The 11,278-nt window shown below is 51.3% G+C and carries 12 protein-coding genes, 3 tRNA genes, 1 pseudogene and 1 other annotated feature; of the genes and pseudogenes, 15 read left to right on the top strand and 1 reads right to left on the bottom strand.

What is annotated here, in order from left to right; genetic code table 11:
* The 7 genes from ACOJWD_RS05085 to ACOJWD_RS05055 all read left to right on the top strand — a co-directional run.
* Window positions 1-347, top strand: a 347-nt coding sequence (locus tag ACOJWD_RS05085; RefSeq protein ID WP_486992137.1) for a 3D domain-containing protein, incomplete at its 5' end; no start/stop codon positions are given.
* Window positions 348-527: 180 nt separating this feature from the next.
* Window positions 528-1,304 (top strand): enoyl-ACP reductase FabI, encoded by a 777-nt coding sequence (locus ACOJWD_RS05080; protein WP_486992136.1) that lies wholly within the window; start codon window positions 528-530, stop codon window positions 1,302-1,304.
* A 10-nt stretch (window positions 1,305-1,314) separates the two neighbouring features.
* Window positions 1,315-2,160 carry a 3-hydroxyacyl-CoA dehydrogenase family protein gene (locus ACOJWD_RS05075; protein ID WP_486992135.1) on the top strand — a complete coding sequence of 282 codons (846 nt, stop codon included), beginning with the start codon at window positions 1,315-1,317 and terminating at the stop codon, window positions 2,158-2,160.
* A gap of 132 nt (window positions 2,161-2,292) precedes the next feature.
* A tRNA-Gly gene (locus ACOJWD_RS05070) sits at window positions 2,293-2,367 on the top strand.
* A gap of 18 nt (window positions 2,368-2,385) precedes the next feature.
* A tRNA-Cys gene (locus tag ACOJWD_RS05065) sits at window positions 2,386-2,460 on the top strand.
* Between the two features lie 7 nt (window positions 2,461-2,467).
* Window positions 2,468-2,545: transfer RNA gene (locus ACOJWD_RS05060), tRNA-Val, on the top strand.
* 404 nt (window positions 2,546-2,949) lie between these two features.
* The gene (locus tag ACOJWD_RS05055; RefSeq protein WP_486992134.1) at window positions 2,950-3,399 is read left to right on the top strand and encodes an Hsp20/alpha crystallin family protein; all 450 of its coding nucleotides are present in this window, start codon (window positions 2,950-2,952) and stop codon (window positions 3,397-3,399) included.
* A gap of 245 nt (window positions 3,400-3,644) precedes the next feature.
* On the opposite strand, the gene ACOJWD_RS05050 is transcribed toward ACOJWD_RS05055, so the two are convergent.
* Window positions 3,645-3,962, bottom strand: coding sequence for a hypothetical protein (locus ACOJWD_RS05050; RefSeq protein ID WP_486992133.1), 318 nt, complete (start codon window positions 3,960-3,962; stop codon window positions 3,645-3,647).
* 387 nt (window positions 3,963-4,349) lie between these two features.
* On the opposite strand from ACOJWD_RS05050, the gene ytxC reads away from it, so the two are divergent.
* The 8 genes and pseudogenes from ytxC to ACOJWD_RS05010 all read left to right on the top strand — a co-directional run.
* On the top strand, window positions 4,350-5,195 hold the full coding sequence (gene ytxC, locus ACOJWD_RS05045; protein WP_486992132.1) for a sporulation protein YtxC: 846 nt from the start codon (window positions 4,350-4,352) through the stop codon (window positions 5,193-5,195).
* Between the two features lie 265 nt (window positions 5,196-5,460).
* On the top strand, window positions 5,461-7,356 hold the full coding sequence (thrS, locus tag ACOJWD_RS05040; protein ID WP_486992131.1) for a threonine--tRNA ligase: 1,896 nt from the start codon (window positions 5,461-5,463) through the stop codon (window positions 7,354-7,356).
* A gap of 408 nt (window positions 7,357-7,764) precedes the next feature.
* A complete protein-coding gene (gene infC, locus ACOJWD_RS05035; protein ID WP_486992138.1) occupies window positions 7,765-8,277 on the top strand; it encodes a translation initiation factor IF-3 in 513 nt (170 codons plus the stop codon).
* Window positions 8,278-8,281: 4 nt separating this feature from the next.
* Window positions 8,282-8,479, top strand: coding sequence for a 50S ribosomal protein L35 (rpmI, locus tag ACOJWD_RS05030; protein ID WP_486992130.1), 198 nt, complete (start codon window positions 8,282-8,284; stop codon window positions 8,477-8,479).
* 42 nt (window positions 8,480-8,521) lie between these two features.
* Window positions 8,522-8,875 (top strand): 50S ribosomal protein L20, encoded by a 354-nt coding sequence (gene rplT / locus ACOJWD_RS05025; RefSeq protein WP_486992129.1) that lies wholly within the window; start codon window positions 8,522-8,524, stop codon window positions 8,873-8,875.
* Window positions 8,876-9,718, top strand: a complete 843-nt coding sequence (locus ACOJWD_RS05020; RefSeq protein ID WP_486992128.1) for a TrmH family RNA methyltransferase — start codon at window positions 8,876-8,878, stop codon at window positions 9,716-9,718.
* A 7-nt stretch (window positions 9,719-9,725) separates the two neighbouring features.
* Window positions 9,726-9,945: a binding site (T-box leader), on the top strand.
* Between the two features lie 29 nt (window positions 9,946-9,974).
* Window positions 9,975-11,030, top strand: coding sequence for a phenylalanine--tRNA ligase subunit alpha (pheS, locus tag ACOJWD_RS05015; RefSeq protein WP_486992127.1), 1,056 nt, complete (start codon window positions 9,975-9,977; stop codon window positions 11,028-11,030).
* Window positions 11,027-11,278 (top strand): annotated as a pseudogene (locus tag ACOJWD_RS05010) (phenylalanine--tRNA ligase subunit beta); the annotation flags it as partial. The gene pheS and the pseudogene ACOJWD_RS05010, both read left to right, overlap by 4 nt.

Raw genomic sequence — 11,278 nt, 5'->3', positions numbered from 1 at the left:
TGACCGTCAATGGAGTGACATATCACTACGATCGCGTCACATCCATGATGACCACGGCCTATAATGCCTCACTTTCCATGAATGGGCCTTCCGGGGCGGTCGCGGCGTGGAATGGACAGCCGCTCGTCAACGGAGACGTCGCCGTCGATCCGACGGTCATCCCCTTTGGTACCTATCTCTACATTGATGGCTATGGGCCTGCACGGGCTGTTGATACGGGATCGGCTATCATTGGTGACCATATTGACCTCTTTTTTAACGAGTCGGCCGTGAAAGTGGCACTCTATGGAATTCAGTTTCACAAAGTGTACGTGCTGACAGGTCGCCCGAAGAACTTTCCCTCGTGATAATCCGTTGTGCTCCTAGATATGACTACTATCAGCGATAGGCTGTCCCAGATACTCCGATCGAGATCGATCTGAGCCATTGTTTTGTGGTCGAGGTTTTGTTCGTGGCTGGATTTCGTTAGAATAGGGGCGAATGGTTTCGTTTATTGGATGGACGAGGGTTGGAGGGAGAAGACGCAATTGGAATTATTACAGGATAAAGTGGCTCTTGTCACGGGGATTGCGAATAAACGGAGTATCGCTTGGGGAATTGCAAAGGAGTTTGACAAGGCGGGTGCTCGTCTCATTTTGACCTATCAAAGCGACCGGTTGAAGGAAAACCTGGATAAATTGGTGGGAGAGCTCAGCCAGCCGCCGATCACGTTGCCGCTAGACGTTTCGGACGATACGTCAATTGCCAATTTGGCCAAAGAGATTCAAGCACACTATCCCGTGTTGGATATCTTAGTGCATTCGGTCGCCTATGCCAGTAGTGAAGATTTGTCAGGACGATTCCTTGATACCAGTAGAGATGGCTACCACTTAGCACAAGACATTAGTGCCTATTCACTCACCGCGCTGACGCGCGCTCTCTATCCGCAGCTTCATGCAGCTGGACACGCCAGTGTGATGGCCATGACCTATCAGGGATCGGTCCGGGTGATGCCAAACTATAATGTCATGGGGGTCGCTAAGGCAGCCCTAGAGTCTTCGATTCGCTATTTAGCGTTTGATCTTGGAAAGGACGGGATCCGGGTGAACGCAATTTCTGCTGGGCCTATCAAGACGCTGGCAGCTGCCGGGGTCAAGGGGATCTCTTCGGCATTACATAGCACTGTGGAACGGGCGCCGATCCCAGAAAACATTAGCACCGAAGATGTGGGACATGCGGCCGTATTTTTGGCGTCTTCGTGGGCGGAGCATATTACCGGCCATGTGTTGTACGTCGACAGTGGGTTTCACATTATGGGATTTTAGGAGGGGACTCATGGATAGGACAATCGCGGTTATCGGCGCCGGTACCATGGGAAGTGGGATTAGTCACGTATCGGCATTGCACGGCTATCGGGTTTTGATGATTGACGAGAAGCCTGGTGCAGTGGAATTAGCGCAGAAGGGGATTGCACAAAGACTATCGCGTGAAGTGGACAAGGGAACCCTAACGGAGGCTGTCAAAGACGATGTGTTAGCTCGCTTGGTGACATCTGACTGGTCAGATGTTGCAGACGCCGATATGGCGATTGAAGCGGTTCTTGAAGTCATGACTGTGAAAAAAGCGGTATTCCAAAAGCTCGATCAAGTCTTGCCGGCCCATGCGCTGATTGCGACTAATACATCCTCTTTATCTATTACCGAACTGGCTGCGAGCACTAGACGTCCTGCTCAGATTGTGGGACTGCACTTTTTTAATCCAGCTCCGGTGATGAAGTTAATTGAAGTCGTCCGTGGAGAAGAAACCTCGGATGAAACGGTTGAAAAAGCGCAAAAATATGCTGTCAGTATTGAAAAGGAAACGGTGGTAGTCGAAAAGGACACACCGGGTTTTGTCGTGAACCGAGTGCTGATGCCTCTTTTTATCGAGGCCATGCGGATCTATGAGGAAGGTATTGCCAGTAAAGAGGATATCGACAAGGCCATTAAGCTGGGATTGAATCATCCCATGGGACCGCTCACGTTGGCGGATTTGACCGGATTAGATGTTGATCTCAATGTTATGGATTATCTGTACAATGAGTTCCATGATGATCGCTTTGCGGCTCCGTTGGTGCTGCGCCGACTGGTGCGAGCAGGACATCTCGGGCGTAAGAGCAAAAAAGGATTTTATTCCTATTAAGTCTCGGTTGATAGTACAAAAGAGGCTATGCAAAGGATATGAGGAGAGGCTATGCGGGCGTTGGGATGTCTCGGCACCAGATATTTGATCTTGACCCGCATAGTGTCGATTGCTATAATTACTCGTGTTCTTGCGGAAGTAGCTCAGTGGTAGAGCATCGCCTTGCCAAGGCGAGGGTCGCGGGTTCAAATCCCGTCTTCCGCTCCAGTTTATCGCCTTATCCACGGCGACGTAGCCAAGTGGTAAGGCAGGGGTCTGCAAAACCCCTATGCCCCGGTTCGAATCCGGGCGTCGCCTCCATATTTTTGGGTGGTTAGCTCAGTTGGTTAGAGCGCTCGCTTGACATGCGAGAGGTTCACAGGTTCGAGTCCTGTACCGCCCACCATAAAATTTGAAACCCCGCATGGTTTGCGGGGATGTTTTTTTATCCCGGCCGATCTCCAACTCGTCGCCGCCATTAAGTGAACGGGGAGACCTATACGATACGAGGGAACACGACTCCACACGGTCGTTGAAGGTGGATTAATAGCCTCAGATGCGTCATTCGAGTGGTTAATCGCATTTCGAACGTGCGAGTCCCAAGATTTGTGCGCTTAACAACTCCCATGCGGGTGATGGTCCAAAGACCATAGAACGGACTTAATGATTTGACAACGACCATCCCGAATTTCTCGCCAAATTGGTTACAGTGCACAAAGAAGATTTAGCGACCCGCTCTTGACAGGATTATCCTCTCCTTGTAAATTAAAGACGAAGGATAAAGATAGTCAAAGTCAGGAGGGAGCTATCATGAGTCTATTACCCGTTCGACGAACATTGGCCCAAGATCCGCTGATTCAGTGGCAAGATGAGGTGAATCGATTATTGGATGAAGTATGGCCAGAGCGCCCGTGGAGTTCGTTGATGCCGCTCGCGCGGTGGTCGCGTCCGGCGTTGGATTTAGAAGAGGATAGCCAGCATTACTATCTTCATGTCGATGTACCGGGAGTACCTGCGCAAGGACTTACAGTACAAGAGGTTGATGGGGCCCTGGTCATTGATGCGAAGCTCGAGTCCACTGAAGGAAGAACCTCTCATGTTCGTGAGCGCTACGTGGGGAGACTGCATCGGGAAATTCGACTACCGAGAGACGCGAACCTTGATGAGCTTTCCGCAGGCCTCCACAACGGCGTGCTCACGATCACGGTACCTCGACGCACGGAGGCTTCCGGTCGAACCATTCCTATTACCGCCCAATAAACATTAAATGAGAAAGGCTGCCCCCGAAGGGACGGCCTTTTTTGGTCTATGAACTTTGTTTGGAGCGATAAAGCGCCTGAATTACTTACGTATCCGCTCCTATAGTACCATCGCGTCGGCACAGGGCCCCCGCTTCGCTTGGGGACTCGAGCCATCGCAAAATCGCGCCGTAAATTTTGAAATCGAATTCGGCAGTGCTGCAACATCACATGATTATGTTCGATGGTGACCTGTGAGGGATATCCCTACCGATTGAGGTCATTATAGTAAAAGTCGACCAAAGTCGGATCTATCCGCGCTACGCTTTCGTCTCTTTCGATTTCGGTGAGGTCGTGAAAGGCTCTCATTTTCCTCACGTCTGTCGGGCTCAATGTGTCGCCGTCGTGTTTAACATGTCCGGTGACCGTGAGCCAATTGAGCCAGTCGATAATGTTCGTGCGGTGCATTGCGGCATCGACTCCCGCGCTCTCTGCCGTTTTCTTAACGAGTGTCTCTGTATCCGTGCCTTCGTGATGGTGTATCAATTGTTTGATCAGATGCCGTTTCAGCGTTTTGTTATCCATATTACGAACCTCCAGTGGATTGCATATATGCCCATATTCGAAAGATTGTTGTATGGCTATGGCTCATGTTGTCGATTCTTCAACGATACCTGGTTTTGATGAAAATGTCGACGGCACAGCACACTTCCTAGGGAATCACGATAGGGGCACTACTGGTCGACAGGGATCACCCTCGCTATCCGCTACCCCGGCGATTGGGTAGGACATGGTTAGTTGCTGACTACTCAAGGGCATTGGATTTTCTATGACGCGTACACACAGAGTGGGATGGCCATGAGTTTCGTAGTGATGCCTATGTGAGAGGTCACACAGACGTATTGCGGAGAATAGCATAAGCCAAATTGCATATACTAACGTGGATATAATTGGCAGAGAGGTGGGGGTTATGTGGTCCAATGGACAGTCATATCAAAACGCGATGTCAATTCTGAAGGATTAGCGGAGTTTTTGGCTAAAAATATTGCCGGTGAATGGATAGAAGATACCGGGGTATCGCAGCGGGTCTTTCGATTTCGTAGTGAGGACCAAGAGAGGGAGCAAATTAGTTGGCCGATGGCACGGGCATTGGCAGAATATCTTGTGGTGCGTACAGAGCGGATTTGGTTACTCGATACGTTGGATCGTCGTTATCGGAGTTTTGGCGAGGACGAGACCGAAAAAATTCTCTGCGATGTGGGAGAAATTTTGCACTCGGACCGCGAACACGATCAAGATCGACTAGATTTAGCGACAACACTTATTTTTGGACTCTTGCAAGAGAATACAACGTTGGTGTTGGAAGGGATTCGGACATTTCTTTTGCCGGATATCCAGGCGGAGTATGAAGAGGCCATTGATCGGGCTGTTGATGTGTTTTTGATGGAGGAAGAATATCAAGAGTTCGTGAAGCTTTTAAAGCAATTAGTGGCTGTTGCAGGAACACAGCATGACTGGATTCACGTGCGTTTTGAGGGCGATCGATTTTTCTTTGAAGATCCTGCCGGAAAGCGCCTCGGGGATGATCTTTTGGGGGATATGTTGTCTGGTAATGACCACCATAAAGAACCCATCGATGATGTGTTGATTAGTGCCTTGGTGACCTTAGCGCCCAAACGTATCACCTTACATCGGGGTCAGTTGTTACCGGAGGGAATGCACACGTTAAAAGAGGTTTTTGACGATCGTGTACTCAATTGTCCTGGATGTGGCCGGTGTTATTCGCGCCAGCTTGACAGCGACCGGCGAAGTTTCTAGTATAAAGAACAATATGTTGGGACGATGAAGAGGACGATAGCAGAAGATCCTCATTAGAGAGAATCAGTCGTGGGCTGCAAACTGATTCAGGCACTTGACTGCTAGACCACCTTGGAGTTTCTGGCAATCCTTTAAGCTAAGCCGGCGGGTACGCCCGATATCGCGTGCGATGAGTGGAACCTCTCAGGTTTAAGGGTGGTGGAACCGCGGTGTATACCGTCCCCCCAAAACCGAGGGGCTTTTTTATTTTTGGGGGGTAGAAGAGATGAGTAAAGTGGAGCTTCAGATGGAAGACCAGGTTATTGAACTAGATGATGGACAGAATCTGCAGGATGTGACCGCGATTCCCGCGGGGGCCCTCGCGCTGTGGCTTGATGGGCAAACGATGGATCTCAGTCGGCCAATCACCACTAGCGGGCAGTTACACTTTCTTGACTTTAAAGACAGTGCGGGCCGCCATGTTTTTCGGCACTCCAGTGCGCATCTTCTCGCGCACGCCATGAAGAGATTGTGGCCAGAGGCGAAATTGGGAACCGGTCCGGCATTAGAGGACGGGTTCTACTATGATGTTTGGCTTCCTGAACCATTAACGGAGAGTGACTTGCCAAAAATCGAAAACACCATGAGGCAAATTGTCAAAGAGGATTACCCCATTGAGCGTGTGGAACTGACACGAGACGAAGCGGTTAGCTTGTTCGCCGAGCGGGGCGAGTCGTTCAAGCAAGAGATCATTGCTCGAATTCCTGAAGACGCGGTGATTTCGGCCTATCGTCAGGGGGAGTTTATCGACCTATGTTCCGGACCTCACTTGCCCAGTACGGGACGCATTGGCGCATTGAAACTGACACAGGTCTCGGGGGCCTATTGGCGCGGTGATGAAAAGAATCCCATGATGACCCGCATTTACGGGACCTCTTTTCCTGATGAGGAGTCTCTTACGCATCACTTGGCGCAAATTGAAGAGGCGAAACTACGGGATCACAGAAAGCTCGGGGCCCAACTAGACTTATTCACTTTTCGCGAAGACGCTCCCGGTTTTGTTTTTTGGCATCCTAAGGGACATCAGGTCTATCGCACGTTAGAGAATTTTTCCCGTCAATTGCAAAGTCAGCGAGGCTATCAAGAAGTCGCCACGCCTTGGATTTATCGTGTCGGCCTGTGGCAGCGATCAGGCCACTGGGACCATTATCGCGATGACCTCTTTCTTATTGAGCGCGATGACGAGTTGCAAGGTGTGAAACCGATGAATTGTCCGGGACACGCGTTGCTCTTTAAAGAGAGCACACGGTCGTATCGAGATCTGCCCTGGAGACTAGCCGAATATAGTCCGCTCTCACGTTATGAACGCTCAGGGGCATTGCATGGGTTGATGCGAGTGCGGGGCTTTCACCAGGATGATGCCCATTTATTTGTGCGCCCAGACCAAATCCGCGACGAGACCTTTGGGGTGCTCGACCTCGTTGATGTGGTGTATCGCACCTTCGACATGGCCTATGAAGTGGTGCTATCCACACGCCCCGATGACTATATGGGCGAATTGGCGCTTTGGGATCGCGCTGAGATGGAGCTTGAAGCGATACTGAAGGAGCGGGGTCTCAAGTATCAGGTCAATCCGAAGGACGGTGCGTTTTACGGTCCCAAATTAGATGTCTACGCGGTCGATAGTCTGGGCCGGCGTTGGCAGTGTGCGACCGTGCAATTAGACTTTCAAATCCCGGAGAAATTTGAATTGGAGTATATTGACCACGATGGTCAGCCGAAACGGCCCGTGATGATTCATCGCGCCATTCTGGGCTCCATTGAACGGTTTTTGGGGATATTAGTGGAACACTACGCGGGAGCTTTTCCGATGTGGTTAGCCCCAGTTCAAGTGCGCGTTCTTCCGATTACTGATGGTCAGAAAGAGTATGCCGAAACCATTGCCCAGCAGTTGAGGAAACTGCCGATCCGTGTTGAAGTGGATGATCGCAACCAAAAAATTGGCTATAAAATCCGCGAGGCCCAGATGGCGAAAGTTCCTGACATGCTCGTAGTCGGAGGCCGTGACCAAGAGGCTGGGACCGTGTCGCTGCGAACCCGCGAGGCTGGAGACCAAGGGGCGATGTCCCTCGAGGTGTATCTTCACGATATTGCCGAGCGAGCGAATATTCCGGGGGTCTAGAAGTTCCCAATGGTCTCATGAGCCAGAACACGCGTCACATGAGGCGGAGACACAAGATTGCGAGATGCACTGTAAAGGGGCGCATTCACATCCTTGATGGTCTCCGACCTCCTGGTGCGTGCGGTGGAAGAGACGATGATTTAGAAGGGACGCCATGAACCGCAAAGAGTGTCAAGCGTGATGAGATGCCTTCACGACCATGCTGACCTATTGACTCGAACCGTCTATCAAGATACCATAAGAGCAGGAACTCCGAACAAAGCAGAAGCGATTGACTTCTCACCCTCAGGCGTGGCCAAAAGGGTTTCGATAGGAAGTGTAACCGTGATAGGGTGCCTTCTGTTTTGACGGGTGATGACTATTACCACTCGTCTTTTTTGTTTGGGTTGAGCGAGGAGGGACGCGATTATCAAAGATCTTCGGATTAATGACGAGATCCGAGTGCGGGAAGTCCGCGTAGTCGGTGACGATGGTGAACAGTTTGGCGTGATGTCCGTGCGTGACGCATTGCAACTGGCACAAGATCGTCACGTTGATTTAGTGGAGGTTTCACCTACTGCAAAACCCCCGGTTTGTCGGCTAATGGACTATGGGAAGTTTAAGTATGAGCAGGCCAAACGCGACCGGGAATCCCGAAAGAAGCAGAAAGTTGTTAACGTGAAAGAACTGAAGATGCGCCCAGCAATTGAAGATCACGACTTCGATGTCAAAGTGAAGAATGCTCGGCGGTTTTTGGAAGATGGAGATAAGGTCAAATGCACCATGGTTTTTCGTGGCCGTGAAATCGTGCACGCCAGTTTAGCGCAGCAGACGCTCTCAAAGTTGGCGGAGTTGGTTTCGGATATCGGAGCGGTAGAGCGGGTTCCGAGAGTAGAAGGGCGTGCCATGATTATGATTTTGGCCCCTAAAAAAGGAGCGTAACCACATGCCAAAGATGAAGAGTCACCGTGGGGCAGCCAAGCGCATCAGCCTCACAGGAACGGGAAAAGCCAAACGGCATAAGGCAGGCAAAAACCATTTGTTGGAGCACAAGTCACCCAGTCGGCGTCGCCGTCTACGCAACTCCGAAGTGCTGTCCAAGAGCGATCAGCATCGTGCCAAGAGATTATTACCGTACGGTTAAAGAGTTGTCGGATGCGAAATATCTGATTCGGAGGGAACGAGTATGGCACGTGTAAAAAATGGGTTTGTGCGCCATCGTCGGCACAAGAAGATTATGAAGTTAGCGCGCGGGTACAAGGGTGCGCGTTCGCGTCACTTTCGTCCTGCTAATGAAGCTGTGATGCATAGCCTTTGGTATGCCTATCAGCATCGGCGTAAGCGTAAGGGCGACTTCCGGCGTCTGTGGATCACGCGTATTAATGCTGCAGCGCGGATGAACGGGATGTCTTACAGTCGGTTGATGAACGGGCTCAAGCGAGCTGGCATTGGCTTGGACCGTAAGGTGCTGGCTGATTTAGCCGTTCGTGACATGGATAGCTTTCGACTGTTGGTGGACAAGGCTAAGGCAGCCCTATAGATGGTCATTCAACCACTCGACTCGGCCGATAATAAGACAGTTCGTCTAGTGCGACGACTTCAAGGAAGCCAACATTCCCGCTCGAAGACCCAAGAGACCATTGTCGAAGGTGGGCGGTTGGTGGATGAAGTCTTGTCGTCCGGTATCGAGCCGCGAGTGGTGCTCTATAGTCCGAAGTGGGTGGAACGTGCCGAGGGGCGATCGCTTTTAGCGCGCTTAGCAGCACGCTCCATCCATTTATTGTATGTGACGGACCGCTTGTATGGTGAGATGTCGCAGGTGGAAGCGTCGCAAGGCATTATGGCTGTCATTCGAGTGCCGGATTTTGCTGTTTTGGATAGGTTCCTCGATGAGGCAATCGCCCCGCTATTGTTTCCTGTGCTGGTGGGAATTCAAGATCCGGGGAATCTTGGGACGTTAATTCGCACGGCATTGGCAGCTGGCGCTCAGGGCGTGGGTATTGGTCCGGGAACCGTCTCGCCATTTAATCCCAAGTCTATACGGGCGTCTGCCGGGTCTCTCTTTCGCTTACCCTTAGTGTCATTTGATCAAGAGGACATTCAGCGCTTGCGGGAACGAGAGGTGCAGGTGCTGTTAACAGCGCCAGATGGAGGCAAAGCCTATTTCGAGAGTGATTTCAAACCGGCAACGGCCATTCTTCTCGGCAATGAAGGTAACGGTCTTTCGTCCGAGTGGCTGGCTTTAGCTGACGTTATCACGATTCCGATGTCCCCGGCATCCGAATCGTTAAATGTTTCGATCGCGGGGTCGGTGCTACTCTTTCATGCCGCCTATGTGCGCCAGAAACACGGTATTGGCTTTCAACCTCCGGTTATGGTATAGTTCACACGACAACACGATGATCCAGAAGAGTAGGTGGAATAGACGGTGGTTTAGGGAGCGCTCTCGTGACTGCAAGGAGCGTCTGCCGTGGTCCATTGAATTCCCTGGGGAGTGCCTGCTTGAATCGAGTAGAGCGGCCGGTTGAACCCGTTACGTTCACGAAGCGGATTCATTCCAATAGGGATGAATCAACGAAGGTGGTACCACGGGAAGATCCCGCCCTTTAGAGGGGCGTTTTTTTTATGCCCGAAAGGAGATGACCAAGAAAATGGACGAACATAACGTCGATGATGTGCTCTTGGCGATTGCCGGTCATCAAAATCGCCGCGATCTTCAAGAACTGCGCAATCAATGGCTCGGTCGAAAGGGCCAGGTAACCCAGTGGATGAAGGAGTTGGGGAGCCTTTCACCGGAAGAACGCAGTGCTCGGGGCAAAGTGCTTAATACCATACGCGAACGGTTAATGCAGGCATTCAATGCCCAAGAACAGGAACTGGCCCGAGTGGAAGAGGTAACGGCTCTCTCGAAAGAGTGGTTGGACTTAACCATTCCAGGACGTCTTCCTAAAGTGGGACTTCTGCATCCTTTGACGCGCGTAAGAAGACAGATTGAGGATGTGGCAGTTCGGATCGGCTTCTCTCTCGCCTACGGTCCGCAAGTGGAATCCACCTGGTATAACTTTGAAGCCCTCAACATGCCCGCCGACCATCCCGCGCGCGACATGCAAGATTCCTTTTTCGTTGACGTGGAGAACTTGGTGTTGCGAACGCACACCTCACCTGTGCAAGTGCGCACCATGCAACGATACCACGGGGAACTTCCGGTTCGCATTATTTCACCAGGCATCACCTATCGTCGAGATGACGACGCTACGCATACCCCGATGTTTCAGCAGGTGGAAGGTTTGGTCGTCGATCGAGGCATTGGGCTCTCGGATTTGAAGGGGACTCTGACGGTGCTGGTGAGGGAACTCTTAGGCAATCACATTAAGACCCGTTTTCGTCCGAGTTACTTTCCCTTTACGGAACCGTCAGTAGAAATGGACGTCAGTTGCGCCAGTTGTGACGGTGTGGGCTGTCGGGTGTGTAAGGGCAGTGGCTGGGTGGAGATTTTAGGTGCCGGGATGGTTCACCCGGTGGTATTGCGCAATGGAGGCTATGATCCTGAAGAGGTGTCTGGATTTGCCTTTGGCATGGGGATTGAGCGTGTGGCCATGCGGCTATTTGGATTAGATGATCTGCGATTACTATATCAAAATGATATGCGCTATCTAGAACACTTTCAAAGTAGAGGAGAGGCGGACATTCGATGATACTCAGTCGCCATTGGCTTCAACGATATCTTGATGCCTTGCCCGACGATCGCGATGTGGTAAGAGGATTAGAGCAATTAGGGATTGAGGTCGCCGACATCGGCCATTATGGAGAGAACTTCAATACGATTGAACTGGTGGAAGTCTTGACGCGAACCGATCATCCCGACAGCGATCATCTGCACCTGATCACCGTGCGACGGGGGGACGGATCATCACTACAAATTGTCACCGGAGCCTCAAATGGA

This window comes from Sulfobacillus sp. TH-112 (genome assembly GCF_057473405.1).
The sequence above is the reverse complement of the archived record's forward strand: the minus strand, read 5'-3'. Positions and strand labels throughout refer to the sequence as shown.

Excerpts from the sequence above, each read along its gene's own strand:
- pheS (WP_486992127.1), top strand. The coding sequence starts at position 9,975 with ATGACCAAGAAAATGGACGAACATAACGTCGATGATGTGCTCTTGGCG.
- rplT (WP_486992129.1), top strand. The coding sequence starts at position 8,522 with ATGGCACGTGTAAAAAATGGGTTTGTGCGCCATCGTCGGCACAAGAAG.
- ACOJWD_RS05075 (WP_486992135.1), top strand. The coding sequence starts at position 1,315 with ATGGATAGGACAATCGCGGTTATCGGCGCCGGTACCATGGGAAGTGGG.
- rpmI (WP_486992130.1), top strand. The coding sequence starts at position 8,282 with ATGCCAAAGATGAAGAGTCACCGTGGGGCAGCCAAGCGCATCAGCCTC.
- ACOJWD_RS05055 (WP_486992134.1), top strand. The coding sequence starts at position 2,950 with ATGAGTCTATTACCCGTTCGACGAACATTGGCCCAAGATCCGCTGATT.
- ACOJWD_RS05050 (WP_486992133.1), bottom strand. The coding sequence starts at position 3,962 with ATGGATAACAAAACGCTGAAACGGCATCTGATCAAACAATTGATACAC.
- ACOJWD_RS05020 (WP_486992128.1), top strand. The coding sequence starts at position 8,876 with ATGGTCATTCAACCACTCGACTCGGCCGATAATAAGACAGTTCGTCTA.
- thrS (WP_486992131.1), top strand. The coding sequence starts at position 5,461 with ATGAGTAAAGTGGAGCTTCAGATGGAAGACCAGGTTATTGAACTAGAT.